Raw genomic sequence first — 17,666 nt, 5'->3', positions numbered from 1 at the left:
GTTCAAGCAAGTCTACATGACCTCGATCTTGGAGTTCCCGAAATCACCACCGGCGAGGTTTTGGTGAACATAGAGCCGAATGAGTTCTCGGACATAAAGTAGCTGAAAACGCCGCCATTTGCGTGCCGTTGCCCTCCTTTGCTCATGTCGTCGACTTGATGTTCCATCTCGTTTGCACCGATCGCGCCCTGGACGCGCGTGCCGTCCGCCATGAATATGCGACTACGCGCATTTTCGAGGAGTAGCAGCCACATGAAGCAACATACCTTCGAAGCATTTTCCACCGCCGCGATCTACTGGACACCGCTTGTGCTTATGGGCACCGCGATGCCGCCAAGAGATCCCGATGAAGACGACGAGGACGACGAAGAGGAAGATGACGCTGACGAACCGCCGGTCGTGCGCGAGCCGGACGAAGACTAGCCTGGCGTGTTCGGCAGCCGGTGCTATAATATCTCTCATGGGCTGGGATGCGAAAGACATAGCGCTCCTCAACAGGCTCTGGTCCGCAGGACAGAGCGCGGCGCAGATTGCGCGTCGTCTCGGGTGCAGTCGTAACGCGGTCTGCGGCATGCTGACCCGTCTGGGCTTGAAGCGCGGCCACAAGCCGCCCACAGCAACGCCCAAGATAAGGCCGCGCCCGAAGCTGAGGCCGACCTCGTCGGCTGCCTGCGCCCGTCCAGTCGCACGGAAGGTGTCGCGGAACGCAGTGCAGAGGCAGCCGCCCAAGGAATTCAGCAAGCAGCAGCTCTACTCCATGCTGGCAGAGGCGGTCAGAAACACTGGCTAAGAGCTCACCAAGAATGTGGTTGTGCTCCCGCAAGTCCCTGGCCCAGTTCGACGGGTTCGGCAGTCGTATACCCATCCCAAGGCTTCATCTGCTTGGAGTCAACAGCAGCGGTAGATGCTAGGCTGAACTTACTTGTGGTTTGCCGCCGAAAGCCGACATGTCACCAATTCAAGAGATCTTCGACTAAGCGGCACGAAGTGGAAGCCGTAATGCCGGATCTGGCCCATTGAATGACCTGCCGCCGATATCGATGACGCCGCAACGTCGATGGCGATCGTCGTGCGCTCGAAAAGCGATGCTTGCCAACGATAAGGCGCTGCTTGCGGCCAACTCACCTGTTCCGCCGCGAGGAACGATTGCGTCAGCGTGCTTTAACCGTCCGCACCTTTAATTGTTCGATCAGCAGTTTGCGAAAGCCGCCGCCGATCGAAGGACCAGTCAATGCGCATCCGTCTCGTTGGTGGCACGGGGCTTGTTCGATCGGCAATCCAGGCCAGACTGTCCGCCGAAGGGCCCGAATGCGTATTGGTGTCGCGCCACCCACCGGCACCTAATACGCACCACATCACCCTCGATATGGTCGGACCACCGACGCTTCGAAATGGAAGGACGCTCTTGCCGGCGTTGATGTCGTTGTCAATGCGGCGGGTGCCCTGCAGGAACGGGACATGCAGGCGGTTCATGTTGCTGGCAGCGCGGCGCGGGGCCAATCAAGAGTGCGAAGTCATTGGATGTCTCGGCAGGCGGTTGCTGGGCCCGGCCCGGGCCTAGCAGAATCCCGCGCTAGCTTCATTGTATGCGGCGCGCGAACCGTTGGGGCTGACTGACATCAGCGCCGAACTGAACCAAGGCTGGAGCCGAGTGACTTCCGCAGTTTGCCCGAAGCTGCAAATCAGAGTCCACTGCTCTTGTCGCCGTTTGACCCTGAACGGACGTGCTAGGCATAAACAGCTGGACGCGGTGTGGTGTGAGGTCTTGGCTTTGGTTTGCTCGGACGTCCGCATCACGGACTGCCGCGCTCGCACCAAACCCCTGTCTTACTGGGCTTGATCGCAGGCCTGCAGGATCCGGACAAAATCAGCCATGCTGGATCGATCTTCAGCCATAGCTGCAACCTGAGTATTGGACACGCATTGGCTTCCCCGTCTGAACCACATCAGGAGGTCGGCGATGTTTCTCATGGCGGACTCTCTGCACTAACTACGGCCGTAAGCGTCAGTTGAGCGGCGAAGCGCCGCTAGATCGGGAGAAGGGCCGGCGGGCGCTACGCCGCCGGTCTCGTCCCGCAACTGCCGGCTCGCAGGGCCGGTTCCGTTACTTTTCAGTCTGGATGTATCAGTAACATTAGCCCTTGGTCGGCGCCATCGCGCGCAGGTATGAAGTGACCATACTTAGGTAGACTTGGGTTAGTGAATCGGGATCGGGAGCCATCCCGACCGGCACCGTTCGAATTGGAGGCTGCCGCCGACCAGGCCATCGCTGCCTGCGGTCGAGACACCCGGGAGGCGGTCAAGGCGCTCATTGTCGCGAACGGCTTCCTCGAGGCGCAGGTCGAGGATTGCGAGCCTCGGTTTCCGCCGGCTACTCGCGCGGCCGGTTCGTCGTCCGCGCGACCGTCCCCCGAATTGATCAAGTAGGCACCTCGAAACCGCCGTCGAAAAGGCGTCCTCGATCAAGCTGCAGATCCGAGCTTCATCCTCCACGACCAGAACTCGAATGGCATTACTCGCCTCGGCGACCGATGCGGTCGTCTCGCGTGACGGTAAGTGCGTTGGCCCGCGAAAGTCGTGCGCCTCAGCCGTCGCGAGACGGCACGATATTTGGAAGTCTACCGGTTGTCGGAATGCTCCTCGCGATGTGCGAGGCGGGTCGATGGCGCGGCTCGGATGCGGCCTACGGCAGTGCCGCCAGGTGCCCGGCTACGACGAGGTGGTTCAATTCTCGACGAGAGCGCCCACGCAAAAATTTGCCATGTGCGCGACGGCCTCGGTGCTGTGATAGTCACCGAATTCGGCAGTGGCCTCCTTGCCAGCGTACATTCGTGCGATTCCAGCGCCGCCAGGGTGATGAGGGGCCCACTCGGTGATGTCATAAACTTTTCCCGAGATGATGATCCAGCAGTCGTTCTGTGTGTTGTGCAGAGCGACCTCTTCGCGCGTGACGCGGCGCGTACCCTTCGCCGGATTGGCGGGCATCCAGAGCTTGATCCCACCGTACCTTACCTTGGCGGTTCGGCGGAAGTCCCACGGACCTAGCCTCTTGGCAGGCAACTCGCTGCCGATCTTGCGGGCATCGTAGGCGTAGATCCAGGAATCGTCCTCGCCGCCGCGCTTATCATGGGCAAAGGCAGGACTCACACGCTCATCGAGTCTCTCCAGTAGCGCCTTCTGCTCAGCGGTATCCTTCGCTCGCAAATGGTCGAAGGCGAATTTGGATCCCAATTGAAAGCGGGTAGCGCGGTAATGCCGCACGCGTTCGTAGTGCAACAAGGCTGTAGGCACATCGCGCTGGCGAAGCGCAAAGGCGCTGGCAAGGGCGGCGGCGTCTTCGAAGGACTGAGCAGCTCCTTGACCGAATGTGGGAAGCATCGGGTGCGCCGCGTCACCGAGCAGGCAGATGCGGCCCTGCACCCAGGTTTCGAGCGCATCGCGATCGTAGAGACCCCACTTGGTAGGACGAACGATCGCCCCCGACAGAGCGATGAGGTCGTCTCTGCTGGGATGGCCCGCGAATGCCTCGCCGACCTCGCGAACGATCTCCTGCTGACTGACGGGAAACCAGTCGCCCTCCTCCTGCTCGAACGCGGCGGACTCAGGCTCATAACGCGCGATCCACACGTTCAACAACTCGCCGCCGCGTACCCAGTACGTGGTCGCGCCGCTCCTATCCGCCCGATGGCGGTCCATGCTGAAGGAGTTGATGGGATTGTGGTCCAGCGGGTTACCGTTCGCTTTGCGGAGGGACGCAACCCCCGTCCGCGGAATGAGTCCTCGAAAGCAGGTTACCTCCGTCCAACGCTTGGGACGCGAATTCGGCCACGCCAGCTGTAACGTCGCAGAGTTGATCCCGTCCGCACCTACGAGAAGCTCTCCCGTGGCGGTTCGACCATTCGAAAAGGTCGCTATTACCTCGCCTGCGGTCTGACGCAGCTGCGTCAGTCTGCAGTCCATGTGCACCGCGATCGGGCATGGCGCGCCGCTGTCGATACCGAAGTCGGACACTCGCTTGTACAGGCACATCAAAAGGTCCAGCCTGTGCATGTGATGAAAGCCGGCGCCGTCGCCTGCGGCGGTGACATGATCGAATGGCCTCTTTGTCACGCTCCCATCTGCGTTGAACTGTCGTGTCGACTCCAGGATCGCCGCGCGGCCGCCGTCAATGACCCCGTCGGGGCCTTTGGAATCTCCCCCATCCAGGTCGACGCCTAGCCAACGACATATTCGCGCCCCGTTGGGCGGGATGTTCAACCCGGCGCCTGCGGTGCTAGGCACCTTCGTTTGCTCGTAGACATCGACCGATGCGAACACTCCCGACTGACGCAGCGCCAAGGCCGTCATCAACCCGCCCATTCCCGCACCGACGATCACTGCCCTCATCCATCTTCCTTCCGATGCAATCGAACGCCCCTCAACTCGCGGCTGGAATAAGTTTAAGGCGCCTCATCAATGGGCTCGAGACTAGCGCCGGGCTGATTGGCAATAAAGGATCTTGTCGCACGCCAAATAGAGTCTGGAGTTCCTCGGTCATCGCCCTCCGTGAGCAAACACGCCGACCGAGCGCCAACTTCCATTGAGGATGAGCCAGTCGCGTCGGCTTGGCGCTGCGTTGCAAACCTCGGTCCTCGTCTACGAACCGACATTTGGCGCCGCCTTCCGAAGGGAGCGACCGGGCGGTGCGAAAGGTCGTCGGACCTACCCGATCCTTTCATCGGCACTCGCAGCCAGCAGCCAGACGGTGCGGTATACTCGGCGGTACAGGCATCATCGGCAGCACCGGCACGAATGGCGGCGCCCTGGCGCCCGGCAGCGGGTCCGGTACCCTGCGGCCCAAGGCAGCCTGGTATTCACGGCAGCATCGAGCCATTTGGTCGAGGTCTCGTCGGCGAGCAGCGACCGCACCGATGTAACGTGCACAGCTACGCTTCCCGGCATCCTCGACTTCGAACGAATGCGACAGCCGAGGATAAAGCATGTAGCGCCCGGTCGCACAGGCAAGCTCGCGCTCCTGAAGGTGAAACCGCGCATGCGCAAATCGGTCGAAATTGCCGGCGTGGTCATAGTGCAGATGCGTGAGAATCACGTCCTTGACGTGGGCAGCGTCGATATCGAACGCGGCAAGCGTCTCTACCGGGCAGCGCAGGTAATTTCGCCTGCGCTACTTCGCGACCTCGGCATTGAACCCGATGTCGGTGACGAAGATGCGGCCGCCTCCCCTCACCAGCCACACGAAATAGTCCATCGGCATTGGCCCATAAACGCGCCCTTGATCATGGGTTTTTCCGCTTTTTGCGTCACCAGCCGCAGCGGGATGTTATGCAGGTTGGCGCGGCCCCGCACAGCCGGCTCTGTCCTGCCGAGCGCCTGGGCGATCGCGTCGGGTCGGCGCCCAGCCGCCGCCATCGCCAGCAGTTGTTGATGCTCTTCCGGTGTCCACCTCCGGATCAACGGATAGCGTGACTGTGCCATCGCCCGGCGTCCCCAGCCTGTTGCCAGGTTATCCTGGGCTGCAATTGCTGAGTCGCGCCGCAACATATGATGCCTGTCTCGCAGGACGAGGCGAGCGGATGGCGCCGGACTGAGCGAGCACAGGCTCGGATGGAGGCTCCACGGCGGGGCAAGCCGGTAGTTTTCCGGGCCGTAAATTTTCGTCGGCTTTAATAGTTCGAGCGAATGATCGCTCCGATGACCGGAGACCTCGACCATCAAGCAGAGGCCATCGCCGCAATGCGCAAAGCGGTCGCCGCGACCTGTGCTGCCGAGCGTTTGAAGTGGTTGAGGGCCGCTTTGGCGTGGAAACATCTTGAAAGCTTGGCGAAGGGCAAGTTGGCAGCGTGAAGCTCGCCGCGAGCGGCCTGTTCGCTGGTCAAGACCTGGCGCGGTTTTCGATCATCTTCGCGAGCGCGGAGCAGAGGACGGGCTTCTCCAATCGGGGAGCATTGCGGAAGCCGTCCAGCAATCCATCGGATGTGTGGCCGGTCAGGACGAAAAATTGCAACCCGCGACCAGGAGTGATCTCCGCCACCAGTTCAGTTGTTTCATCGACAAGCCTCAGGTCGAGAATGGCCAGATCGAAGTCAGCCACCCGCGCGACTTCGATTGCTTCCTTCAGGGTGCCTGCTTCGGCGATCACCTTGTGGCCCAACTCCTCCAGCATGTCGCAGACCATCATGCCGGATCGGCGCTACGTCCTCCACCACGGAAGATTGAGAGTGTGCCCATGCTCCGTCTCGTCGGCCTTGATATCCGCCATGCAGCCGGCCAGCTCCCCGGGGCCTCGGATCGGCCTATGTTCACTTTTGGACACATTTTCAGGGAACAAAGCCGCCGCAACACAGGTAGGTTCCAGCGTTCCGAGACGGAGGGAACATGAAACGACACATTGTTCGCCGATATCGGCGGCGGCTGGAACACCGCTCTCGTGGTGGGCGATGCCCAATCGATGATCGACGACGCCAACGGCGGCAACGACACCATCGTCGCGGATGCCCATGGCACGGTCTACACCACTGTCTCGGCCTTCGGCGACGTCGCGGGCGACATGTCGGGCAACGCGCAGGGCGGCCATGACGACATAACCGGCTCGATCGGGTGGCGCGGTGGCGCCAACCAATTCGCCGGCGATGCCGGCGGTTCCATGATCGACACCTCGCACGGCGGCAACGACACGCTCGATGTCAGCGTGCTCACCATGGACGGCGGGGCGACTGTCAGCGGTGATGCCATCGGCGCCCTGCGCGGCCTTGCGCAAGGCGGCAATGACAATATGACCGTCACCTTGAACGGCGACAGCGCCATAGCCGGCGCGACCTTGTCGGGGGACTCGTCGACGTCCCTGATGGATCTTACCCAGGGCGGCGACGATGTCCTGACCGTCAAGATCGAAGGCCAGTACGCGGATGCGGTCTCGTCAGTGTACGGCGACGCGCCGACCATGGCCGGTCATTCTCATGGTGGCAACGATATCCTCAATGGCGCCGTCGGCCGGGATTTCATGTATGGCGATGCAGGAATCTATGAACCGGCGACGCCAGGCTCGATCACCGGCGGCAGCGACACGCTGAACGGCGGAGCGGGCGACGACTGGATGTGGGGCGGAGGAAACAGCGACTTCTTCGCCTTCAGCACCGGCTCCGGCAACGACACGATCGCCGACTTCGATCAGGGCAACAAGGCCGTCGGCAGCACCGCAGCGGAACACGATCTGATCGATGTGCAGGATTACGGCTTCGCGGACTGGGCGGCGCTGTCGAGCCTGATCAGCGACAATGCTTCCGGCGATGCCGTGATTCATCTCTCCAGCAACGACTCGATCACGCTGGACGGGATTCACGCGGCGAACCTGCATCCGACCGACTTCATCATCTGAGGGAATTAAATCAAAGCGGCGATGTCGTACCCCGACGCGCGGGGCGACATCGCAATCGCGAGTGCGCAACGACCAGTTTCGCCGCACGGCGCAGCGAAACCTGTCGCGAACAAACTCTGTCCCGAATTCCAGCAAATCTCCGCCATCGACAAAAACTAGATTCGTCTCCGTGAAGCGTGGTCACGGCACGTCGCTCAAGAGTTTTGCTGATGTCAGGCCCGCCTCCGACAATGAAATGGGAGTTACGCCATGCAGCATCTGCCGAACGACACCATCGACATCCTGCTCGACCAATTTGGCCAAATCGAAACCGCCATCGGAGATCCGAACTTTCCGACCACAACGGACGCCTGGGGCGGCAACGACACCGTGACCGCAACCATCACTCAGCCCGAAGCAGAGGTCACGATCTTTGGCGACGACAACACGACGCTGCATGGCCAGTCCCACGGCGGCAACGACACGCTCACGGTCAACGTCAACTACGGCTGGAACGCCGCCCTCGTGGTCGGCGATGCCCAGGCGATGACGGACGACGCCAGGGGCGGCAACGACACGATCGATACCCAAGACCACTCGATGTACACCAACGTGCATGCTTTCGGCGATGTCGCCGGCGACATGTCCGGCAATTCGCACGGCGGCAGTGACACCATCACGGGCGCTGTGGGCTGGCGAGGCTTCGACAATGTGTACGCCGGCGATGCCGGTGGCTCCATGAGCGGCACGGCGCAGGGCGGCAACGACACGCTCGACATCAGCTTGAACACCCGGGAGGGTTCAGCGAGAGCCAGCGGCGATGCCATCGGCTCCATCAGCGGCGATGCGCATGGCGGCAACGACAACATCATCTTGACCATGAGCGGCGAAAACGTCTGGGCCGGTGCGTCGCTGTCGGGAGATTCCTCCACGTCCCTGACCGACAACGCACAGGGTGGCGACGACATCCTCACGGTCAAGATCAGCACCGAGTACACCGACGATGCGCGCGATATGCTGTTCGGCGACGCTCCGACCATGTCCGGCAATGCCCATGGCGGCAACGATATCCTCATCGGCGGAGCGGCCACCGACTTTCTGTATGGCGATGCAAAGGTCTATGATCCCGCAACACCGGGCTCGATCACCGGCGGCAAGGATATGCTCAACGGGGGCGCCGGAAATGACCAGCTTTCGGGCGGCGGGAACAGCGACACCTTCGTCTTCAACACCGGCTCCGGCAACGACCTCATCACCGACTTCGATCAAGGAAACAAGGCGGTCGGCAGCACCGTGACCGAGCACGATCTGATCAACCTGCACGATTACGGCTTTGCGGACTGGACGGCGCTGTCGAAGCTGATCAGCGACAATGCCGACGGCGATGCCGTGATTCATGTATCGGCGAGCGACACCATTACACTCGACGGTGTCCACGCCGCGAGCCTGCACCCGACCGACTTCCTCATCTGAGAAAAGCAGGCATCTCGCCCCGCCTACAGCGGGGCGAGACCCGGGTTACTCCCCGCCCACAGGATCCCTTCAGCCGCCCCCTGACGCTGGCGACCGCCTTGGGCCGCGACGAGCCAGTTGATGGCGTCGAACTTCTCCGTCAGGTCCGCGACCAGATGCGTCGTGCCGGGATGCAGCGGTCCTGCCTCATTGGCGCTCACCGTTCACGATCGCAACGACCTTGCCCCATGGGCTCTCAGAACCACGGATGGTCTAGGATCGCGGCTCGGCCCGGTCAGATGCCGTGCTTGGTGCCGGGTCCAGTTGGCAAGAGCTAAGAAGCACTTCTAATTGCCCGGCCGACCTTCTGCAGAGCCTCGAAGGCTCCCATGCGCTGATCAACCCAGCCTGCCAAAGCGGCCTGGGGCTGATGGATGTCTCCCAAGACCGACATCGCCTGCATCGCCTCGCTGAGGTCGGTATGGTCGCCGGAGGCAACTGATCCAAGCATCGCGGAGCCGAGCAGGACGGCCTCCGGAGAGGCCGACGCAGCGACCGTCAAACCCGTCATATCGGCGAGGACCTGCCGCACGAGGCGGCTCTTTGCAGCACCGCCGCTGACCACGATCATATCGACCGCAATGCCCTTGTCTTGCTGAGCGCGAACGATCTGCCGGGCGCCCGCAGCCGAGGCCGCAAAGCCCGGCAAGATAAAGCGCGAGCAGACTCTCCAGATCCGAGCGCATATCAAGGCCCGCAATCAGTGCGCGCGCGCCGGGATCGGCGAACGGCGCTCGATTGCCGAGGAATTCGGGGACGACATGAAGCTGGCCGACCAACTCCGGGAGCATTTCGGCACCGCCGCGTGATTCGATTTCCGAGGCAAGCCAATCCGCAAGCGTCTGCTGCTTCTGGCCCGCAGCCTGTGTCGCTTGCGCGGAATTCGGATGCATCTGCAACAGATGCTCGATCGCAGCGCCGGCGGCCGACTGTCCGCCTTCATTGAGCCAAAGCCCAGGCACCATGGCCGAGAAATAGGGTCCCCAAACGCCAGGGACGAAGAAGGGGTCCGGTGTGGTCGACATGGTGCAGGCGGACGTTCCGAATACATAGGCCATGCGCGTGAGCACCGTGCCCGCCGCTCCGCGCGCCCCCACCGTACCAACACCGCCGGCATGTGCATCGATGAGGCCGGCGGCGACCGGCGTACCCATCGCGAGTCCGAGATCGGCCGCGGCCTTCGCCGTCAGGCCCGCTGCCAGCCTGGTCCCGCCGGGCACGATCTCGGTGCCGATCCTGCGGAACTGCTCATCCGGCAGCACGCCGAGGCCAATCCTGCGGAAGAATTGATCGTCCCAGCGGTCTTCGTGGCCCAGATAGGTCCACTTGCACGTCACGGTACAAATGGAGCGGGACAAACTCCCTGTTGCACGCCAAGTGAGAAAATCAGTCAAGTCCATAAACTGCCACGCATGGGAGAACGTCTCGGGCATGTTTTCGGCGAGCCACAACAGTTTCGGCGTCTCCATCTCGGGAGAGATCGTTCCGCCGACATAGTCGAGAACTTTCTCGCCCGTCTGGTTGATACGGCGCGCCTGATCCGCAGCGCGGTGATCCATCCATACAACGACGTTGCGAGCAGGATCGCCGGACGGCCCGACGGGCAGCGGCACACCCGCCTCGCCAAGCACCACCAGCGAGCAGGTCGCGTCAAAGCCTATGCCGGCGATACTGTCCGCCGCGATACCCGCCTGCACCACCGCGCTACGCACGCTGCGGCATACGGCACGCCAGATATCCTCGCTCGACTGCTCGACGACGTCGCCAGCCTCCCGCCAAAGTGCAACAGGGGCGCTGTCACTCGCCAGGAGCCTGCCAGAGCGGTCGAAGAGTCCGGCCCGTGCGCAGCCGGTGCCGACATCGATGCCAAGGAAATGGCGGTTATCGGGTTGCTTGTTCATCTCAGGATCGCCGATCGGAAGATGTTACAGATCGTTGCTCTGCGGCAGAATGACGAGGTCGCGGATGGTGACGTTTCTCGGGCGCGTCAACATGAAGAGCACTGCCTGCGCGACTTCCACTGGCTGCATCAAGCCACCGGCCGCCATTTCCTCCTCGATCTTCTCTTTGGGCCAATCCTTGATGAGCGCGGTCACGACTGGACCGGGCGCAACGGCGCCGACGCGCAAACCGTGTTTCGCGACCTGCCGGCGCAGAGTATGCACAAAAGCCTGCACGGCGTGCTTAGAGGCGGTATAGATCGGTTCCCAGACGACCGGCACGAGACCTGCGATCGAACTGGTGACGATGATGTCGCCGCTCTTGCGCTCAACCATGTGCGGCAGCACCGCATGGATCGACCGGAACAGCGCATTGACGTTCAAATTGAGCATGCGGTCCCACGCGTCGGGATCGCCGCCAAGCACCTCGCCGCCGACATAGGCACCAGCATTCGCATGGAAGATGTCCAGTTGACCCGCTTTCTCCAGCACCTGCGGCATCATCGCTTCCATGCTCAGGGGATCGGTGAGGTCGATACGTAACGGAATCGCCTGATCGCCCAGCGCAACGCAGGCGCTGCTCAGCGCCTCCTCCGCCCGATCGATCAGCACCACCCGCGCGCCGGCCCCGATCAATGTTCTGGCGCATTCGAGACCGATGCCCGATGCGGCGCCGGTGATCGCCGCGACTTTTTCTGCAAGTTCCTGGGCCAAGGCTTGTCCTTTTCCTATGAGAGTTGTTCAAGCTCGGCCGTGGGAAAGGCGTGAGCGCCGTGCCAGCGAATCGACGATGACTGCAATGGCAAGGACTGCGCCCGTAATCATGTACCGCAGCGACGAGGAGAGATCGAGCAGCGTGAGGCCGCTCGCGATGGACTGGATGACGATGACGCCAAGGAGCGCGGAATACGCGCTCCCACGGCCGCCAAACAGGCTCGTGCCACCGATGACCGCGGCGGCGATCGCGTTGAGGTTCACATCCCCGGTCCCGGCCTGCTGGCTGGAAGATGCCAGCCGCGCTGCGGCCAGAATGCCGCCGGCAGCGGCCAGCGTGGAGCACAGCATGAATGCGGTCGAATAGACCCGGCGGACGTTGATGCCAGCCCGACGGGCCGCCTCGCGATTGCCGCCGACGGCAGACATCGAGCGGCCCCATTTGGTTCTCGTCAATGCGTAATTCATGATCACGCACAAGCCGACGAACAGACCAAACATCCAGGGAATGCCGCGCCCGAGATTGAGATAATAGACAACGAATTCGAGCACGATGGTGACCAGCAGCGCCTTCAGCACCATGCGGCCAAGCGAACTGGCCGATAGCCCCGCCGCCCGCCGGCGCGCGGCCGTTCGGTAGCCGGTCACGAACATAACCACGCTCGCGACCGCCCCCAGCACGTAGGATACGATCGACGGCATGACGAGCATCTGTCCGAAATTGACCAGCGCCGATCCATACGGAAGGTTGATCGAGCCGGAGGAGCCGAGCAGATACAGCTGCAGGCCGAGCCACGTCAGCAGGCCGGCCAGCGTCGAGACGAAGCTCGGCATACCCAGACGATTGAACAAAAATGCATAGAGCGCGCCGATGGCAGCGCCCAGCACCAACGCCGTGACGATCGCCACGGCGACCGGCCAATCCTGAGCGACCCAAAGCACGCCGACGAGCGCCGAAGAGAACCCGCTCACCGATCCGACCGACAGATCGATCTCGCCGACCATCAGGATACAGACGATGCCCAGCGAGATCACACCCACTGTCGCGCAATCGAAAAGCAAATTGACCAGATTGTTCGGCGCGAGAAAAACAGGGTTGAGAGTCTCGAACGCCGCGCAGATGACGATGAGCCCGACGACCACCGGCAGCGATCCGAGATCACCCGACCGCACACGGTCCACAAAGGCGCCGATCATGTTTCCAAGCGTGTCCGCGTGCTTGACTCGTTCGTCACTGCGGTCGAGCAACCGCGCCGTCGAAACCTGTTGCGTGTCTTCGGTCATCGCCCAAGCTCCGGCGACTGATGGGCGCGGCGCCGCCTGGCGCGGCGCGAGACAGAATTTTCGTCCGCTCCGGTAATCGCCGTAACGAGATCCTGATTGGACACGTCGGGATCGAACTCGCCGTTGTTGCGACCGAGGCGCAGCACCACGATCCGATCGGCAACCGCGCGGACGTCCTCCATGTTGTGACTGATCATGATGACGCCGAGACCGCGTGCGCGAACGCGTTCGACGAGGTCTAGCACCTCAGCGGTTTGGGCAACGCCGAGCGCCGCAGTCGGCTCGTCGAGCAGAATGAGCTTCGGCTCAGTCAGCAGCGAGCGCGCGATCGCCACGGTCTGGCGCTGTCCGCCGGAGAGCGACGCCACGGGCTCTCGCACGCTCGGGATCCGCGCTGACAGCTCGTTGAGCAAGGTCCAGGCGCGAAGCTCCATGGAGACCTCGTCGAGCCGCAGCGGGTTGAGCTCGCGGCCGAGGAAGATATTTGCGACCACGTCGAGATTTTCGCAGAGAGCCAAATCCTGGAAAACGGTGGCGATGCCGAGGCCGAGTGCCATGGATGGGTCGGACAGGACAACATGTTCACCGCCGAACGTGATCGTTCCGGAGGTGGGTTGGTGCACGCCGGCAAGGATCTTCACCAGCGTGGATTTTCCTGCACCGTTATCACCCACAAGTGCCACGACTTCGCCGGCATGCACATCGAGATCAACATCGGTCAGGGCGGACACGGCGCCGAAATGCTTGGAAATTCCGCGAAGACTCAAGACCGGCTTGCGCGGTCCGCCCTGCGCGTCATCGGCATGCGAGATCGTGGTCAATCCCAATTCGCCCTCTCATCCTTCGCCCCGGCCGCCGGAAGCGGCCGGGACCGACGTCGTCACTGCGTGATGCCAAGCTTCTTGCAACCCGCGGCATATCGGCCCGTGCAGAGCTGATCGGCCGTCTGGATCTTCTTATCGATAATCTCCACCTTCAGGTTCTCCTGAGTGACGACGGCCGGCACGAACAACTTCGATGGCGCATTGAATAGCGTAGCTTCCGCCTTGGGCATCTCTCCGGAGAGGAATTTCACTGCCGCTTGCGCCGCCGCAGCTGCCACGATCTCACTGGGTTTGGAGATCGTGTTGTACTGATCGCCGGCGATGACGAGCTGAAGCGCGGCAATCGTCGCATCGTTGCCCGTCACCGGCGGCACCGGCTCGATACCTGCGGCCTTGAAGGCGGCAATTGCGCCACCGCCCGTGCCGTCATTGGCAGCCACGACGCCGAGGATCTTCTTGCCGAAGCGGGTGATCTGGCCACTCGCCCATTGCTGCGCCTTCGGCGGCGCCCAGTCCGGCGTGTCGTATTCGGCCAGAATTGGATAGCCGCTCTTATCAAGCCCCTCGTGGATCCCCTTCTTGATGAGTCCCGCAGCGGCATCGGTCGGCGATCCATTGATTTCGAGTACGCCTTCGCCCTCCTTCGTCGTCGCGTTGGCGGCCTTAAGATGCTTGACGAGCGATTCGGAGATGGCCTTGCCGATGGCTTGATTGTCGAAGGACACGTAAAAATCGACCTTTGCGTCGGGGACCGGCCGGTCATAGGCAATGACCTTGATGCCTTGCGATTGTGCCATCTTGACCAGGGACGCCGCGGCAGTTGAGTCGACGGGGTCGAGCACGATCACCTTGGCGCCCTGCGAAATCACCGAGTTGAATTGCTGTTGCTGCCGCGCGGCATCCGCGCTGGCGTTCTGGTAGATCACCTTGCAACTGTCACACAGCTTCTTCATCTCTGCGACGAAGCCCGGATAATCATGTTGCTCATAGCGGGTGGAGGCCTGGTCCGGCATCAGGAAGGCGACGGTCGCGTTCTTCACCTCTGCGGCCCGCGAAGAAATGGCTGTTGTGCCGAGCAGCGAGAGCGCAATGCCAATTGTGCCCGCATATTTAGCAGAGAACTTTGTCATTTCAGATTTCCTTTCCGGACTGGGTGTCAGAGTGTCGTCGTTGATCCTTCGAAGTCAGGCCCTCGCTGCTTCCGTTTCCGACGGCACGATGAGCGCCGGTGCTCCGAGCCGCGCGGAATTCTGGACGAGCGATTGCTGTCGCGGAACGCCATCGGCGTGTCCGCGTCATTCTTCCGTAACGATCCTCCTTCTTTACTCCTATGCGACTAGGCCGCGTGCGCCGCATCGATGTTGTGCGCCAACAATCGTCTGAAGCGCGAAGGGGGCATGCCTTTCTCGGCCAGGAACTGCCGGTTAAAATTGGAGAGATTGTTGAAGCCGACCTCGAAGCAGATGTCGGTGATGGAAGCCTGCTCGTCGCTCATCAATATCTGACAGGCGAGATTGATACGCAGCCGCTTGACATATTGCACCAATGACATGCCCGTGTGCCGGCGGAACGAGCGCGAAAATGCACTTTGCGATTGACCGGCGATCGCAGCGAGCTCCGCTTCGCCGAAAGGTTGCGTCAGATTCTTCCGGATGAATGCGAGTGCCTTGTTCATTCCCGCCGACATGTAACCGGATGGATCGGGCAGATAGTTTGGGCTGGACAGCGGACGCGCCTGTCGGGCGGCGCGACAGAGTATCCCCAAGATCATCAAGAACAGCTCGATCCGGCGCACGCCGTTCGCCGTGACGATCTCCTCCATGAGTGGGACGAGCGCATCGCTCGTGCTGCGGGTGAACAGCGCACCACGTCGGGAAAAATCCAGCAGTGCGGCAAGGCCCGAAAGCTCAGGCATGACCTTCATCAGGTCGCCGATGAATTCTTCGCTGAATTGAAGGATGCGTCCGCGTAGCGGGATGGCGCACCCTGCCGGCAGATCGCTCACCCAATTGTGCGGCAAATTGGGGCCGGTGAGCACGAGATTACCCGGTTCGAAGTCGCCGATGAAGTCACCGACGAAATAGCGTCCGCCGGTGGCCACGACCTGATGGAGCTCGTACTCGGGATGGAAATGCCAGCGGACGGTGTGGAATGGGTAGCCGTGCGACCACGCCTTGAACGACTCGCCGCGCCGTATCTGGACAACTTCCAGGTCCGGTTCCATGTCCGCTCCCTTCAGGCCGGTGCGGCTTGTAATGATCCGCCTCCGCTCCCTTATCGGCTGATTGGTTCAGCGCTTCCTCTCGTTGGCAGAGTAGCGACCAGTACCTAGGCACGCCACCACCATTTCAGATGTGAACTGATACTTTTTTGACGTGCAGCACGCCGTCCGGCCAAGTTCCCGGATTGAAGGCAGCGTTCCGCACCAACGGCACCATTACGCCGGCCGCCTCCCCGCCAATGCCGACGGCGCCGCGGCTCCCATCTTGCAAAACGCTGTCTCGCCGATCGCGACGGCCTACCCGTGCTGGCACAAGGTCATGCCACCCACCCTGCCAAATTGGTCCAGGGGAGGATCTCAGCCGCGCGCCTTCAAATGCAGCATCGGGTAATGCTCGTAGTGGCCGGCGCCATTCTTCACGACAGGGTCTTCCGAGGTGACCGCCTCGATGTCGAGATCATCCGGGATCTGATAGAGCGACACGCCATAACCGCCATGCGGATCCATGACGGGACCGTGCGCGACGATCTGCCCCTTTGCGAGCAGATCATCCAGGAACGCACCGTGCTGCTTCATCCATTGTTTCTCAGCGGCGCTCATGGTCGCCAGGAAATCCGCCCGGGGCGGAATGTACTTGCAGAGATAGTACTTCATTGGCCGCTCCTCGGTGAAAACGACATTTCAGCTTGCTTGTCAGCCTGGCCCGCCCCCTCGACTTGAGAGATCAATCGGTCACGCCGATCCGCTGCTCAATGCGACCAGCGAGCATTGATCTCGGCACTGAAGCGCTCCCATGCAAGCCTTTGTCAAGCAACGGCGCGCGTGGCCACATCGTCGACAGTACCGTCAAGAAATCCAGTCAGCCGCTGCCGGATGATCTGCTCGGCTTCCCTCATGATGCGGTCGATCAGCTCCTTCACCGTCGGGATATCGTGGATCAGTCCGACCACCATGCCGCAGCTCCAAGCACCGGCATCCATGTCACCGTCGACCATCACCCTGGGGTAGACACCCGCGACCTGCTCATGGATGTCCTCGATCTTGAGGCTCGTCCCCTTCTCGCGCTCGACTTCGAGCAATTGATCGACACCCTTGTTCTTGAGCACGCGCTCGGTGTTACGCAGCGCGCGCATCACCAACACGGTATCGAGTTCGGTGGCTTTGACGAGGGCCTGCTTGACGTTGGCGTGGACGGGAGCTTCCTTGGTTGCGACGAAGCGAGTGCCCATGTTCATCCCGGCGGCGCCCATCGAAAGCGCAGCAACGAGGCTGCGCGCATCCGCCATGCCACCCGAGGCCATGAACGGAATCTTCAGTTCATCCGCCGCACGCGGCAGCAGGATCATGTTCGGGATATCGTCCTCGCCGGGATGGCCGCCGCATTCGAAGCCGTCGACGCTGACGGCGTCGCATCCGATCTTCTCGGCTTTCAGCGAATGCCGCACCGAGGTGCATTTGTGGATCACCTTGATGCCGGCAGCCTTCAGCGCGGGCATGTACGCTTCCGGGCTGCGGCCGGCGGTCTCCACCGCCTTGACGCCACCTTCCTTGATGGCGGCGATATATTCCGGATAAGGCGGTGCAGTGAAGCTCGGCAGGAAGGTTAGGTTCACGCCGAACGGCTTGTCGGTCATGTCGCGACAGCGCGCGATTTCCCTCGCCAGCAGCTCCGGCGTCCGCTGGGTCAGGCCGGTGATGATGCCGAGACCGCCGGCATTCGAGACCGCGGCGGCAAGCTCGGCAAAGCCGACATAATGCATGCCGCCCTGGATGATCGGATGCTGGATGCCGAACAGTTCAGTGATTGCTGTCTTCAC

15 protein-coding genes and 2 pseudogenes are annotated in these 17,666 nt (G+C 61.9%); 4 read left to right on the top strand and 13 right to left on the bottom strand.

Annotation, left to right across the window (positions count from 1 at the left end; genetic code table 11):
- Positions 1-252 precede the first annotated feature (252 nt).
- Together IVB13_RS20910 and IVB13_RS20905 are read left to right on the top strand one after the other, a co-directional pair.
- Complete coding sequence (locus IVB13_RS20910) at positions 253-423, top strand: hypothetical protein (protein ID WP_166517563.1); 171 nt, start codon at positions 253-255, stop codon at positions 421-423.
- Positions 347-790 carry a GcrA family cell cycle regulator gene (locus IVB13_RS20905; RefSeq protein ID WP_346732286.1) on the top strand — a complete coding sequence of 148 codons (444 nt, stop codon included), beginning with the start codon at positions 347-349 and terminating at the stop codon, positions 788-790. Before IVB13_RS20910 ends, IVB13_RS20905 begins: the two co-directional genes overlap by 77 nt.
- Before the next feature lie 1,934 nt (positions 791-2,724).
- On the opposite strand, the gene IVB13_RS20895 is transcribed toward IVB13_RS20905, so the two are convergent.
- The 4 genes and pseudogenes from IVB13_RS20895 to IVB13_RS20880 form a co-directional block, all read right to left on the bottom strand.
- Positions 2,725-4,386: a cytochrome b5 domain-containing protein gene (locus IVB13_RS20895; protein ID WP_247490252.1), complete on the bottom strand. Its 1,662-nt coding sequence runs from the start codon at positions 4,384-4,386 to the stop codon at positions 2,725-2,727.
- Between the two features lie 592 nt (positions 4,387-4,978).
- Positions 4,979-5,248: pseudogene (locus IVB13_RS20890) on the bottom strand (MBL fold metallo-hydrolase); the annotation flags it as partial.
- On the bottom strand, positions 5,224-5,715 hold the full coding sequence (locus tag IVB13_RS20885) for a hypothetical protein (protein ID WP_247490249.1): 492 nt from the start codon (positions 5,713-5,715) through the stop codon (positions 5,224-5,226). The pseudogene IVB13_RS20890 and the gene IVB13_RS20885, both read right to left, overlap by 25 nt.
- Before the next feature lie 157 nt (positions 5,716-5,872).
- Positions 5,873-6,178, bottom strand: a complete 306-nt coding sequence (locus tag IVB13_RS20880; protein ID WP_247490247.1) for a response regulator — start codon at positions 6,176-6,178, stop codon at positions 5,873-5,875.
- A 210-nt stretch (positions 6,179-6,388) separates the two neighbouring features.
- On the opposite strand from IVB13_RS20880, the gene IVB13_RS20875 reads away from it, so the two are divergent.
- Both IVB13_RS20875 and IVB13_RS20870 read left to right on the top strand, forming a co-directional pair.
- The gene (locus tag IVB13_RS20875; protein WP_247490245.1) at positions 6,389-7,375 is read left to right on the top strand and encodes a hypothetical protein; all 987 of its coding nucleotides are present in this window, start codon (positions 6,389-6,391) and stop codon (positions 7,373-7,375) included.
- 249 nt (positions 7,376-7,624) lie between these two features.
- Positions 7,625-8,827: a hypothetical protein gene (locus IVB13_RS20870; protein WP_247490243.1), complete on the top strand. Its 1,203-nt coding sequence runs from the start codon at positions 7,625-7,627 to the stop codon at positions 8,825-8,827.
- Between the two features lie 23 nt (positions 8,828-8,850).
- On the opposite strand, the gene IVB13_RS20865 is transcribed toward IVB13_RS20870, so the two are convergent.
- The 9 genes and pseudogenes from IVB13_RS20865 to IVB13_RS20825 all read right to left on the bottom strand — a co-directional run bounded on the left by IVB13_RS20865 (position 8,851) and on the right by IVB13_RS20825 (position 17,666).
- A complete protein-coding gene (locus IVB13_RS20865) occupies positions 8,851-9,027 on the bottom strand; it encodes a hypothetical protein (protein ID WP_247490239.1) in 177 nt (58 codons plus the stop codon).
- A 113-nt stretch (positions 9,028-9,140) separates the two neighbouring features.
- Positions 9,141-10,767, bottom strand: a pseudogene (locus IVB13_RS20860) (FGGY-family carbohydrate kinase).
- 24 nt (positions 10,768-10,791) lie between these two features.
- Positions 10,792-11,520, bottom strand: coding sequence for an SDR family oxidoreductase (locus tag IVB13_RS20855; protein WP_018458784.1), 729 nt, complete (start codon positions 11,518-11,520; stop codon positions 10,792-10,794).
- A 27-nt stretch (positions 11,521-11,547) separates the two neighbouring features.
- Positions 11,548-12,804, bottom strand: coding sequence for a sugar ABC transporter permease (locus IVB13_RS20850; protein ID WP_247490237.1), 1,257 nt, complete (start codon positions 12,802-12,804; stop codon positions 11,548-11,550).
- Positions 12,801-13,625, bottom strand: a complete 825-nt coding sequence (locus IVB13_RS20845) for an ATP-binding cassette domain-containing protein (protein ID WP_247490235.1) — start codon at positions 13,623-13,625, stop codon at positions 12,801-12,803. The genes IVB13_RS20850 and IVB13_RS20845 overlap by 4 nt, the downstream gene beginning before the upstream one ends.
- 59 nt (positions 13,626-13,684) lie before the next feature.
- A complete protein-coding gene (locus tag IVB13_RS20840; protein ID WP_247490233.1) occupies positions 13,685-14,758 on the bottom strand; it encodes a sugar ABC transporter substrate-binding protein in 1,074 nt (357 codons plus the stop codon).
- 206 nt (positions 14,759-14,964) lie between these two features.
- Entirely contained in the window at positions 14,965-15,852 is an 888-nt protein-coding gene (locus IVB13_RS20835) for an AraC family transcriptional regulator (protein WP_247490231.1), read from the bottom strand.
- 354 nt (positions 15,853-16,206) lie between these two features.
- Entirely contained in the window at positions 16,207-16,503 is a 297-nt protein-coding gene (locus tag IVB13_RS20830; protein ID WP_247490229.1) for a YciI family protein, read from the bottom strand.
- A 152-nt stretch (positions 16,504-16,655) separates the two neighbouring features.
- Positions 16,656-17,666, bottom strand: coding sequence for a nitronate monooxygenase family protein (locus tag IVB13_RS20825; protein WP_247490226.1), 1,011 nt, complete (start codon positions 17,664-17,666; stop codon positions 16,656-16,658).

The sequence above is a fragment of the Bradyrhizobium sp. 17 genome, assembly GCF_023073515.1.
Lineage (GTDB): Bacteria > Pseudomonadota > Alphaproteobacteria > Rhizobiales > Xanthobacteraceae > Bradyrhizobium > Bradyrhizobium canariense_D.
The sequence above is the reverse complement of the archived record's forward strand: the minus strand, read 5'-3'. Positions and strand labels throughout refer to the sequence as shown.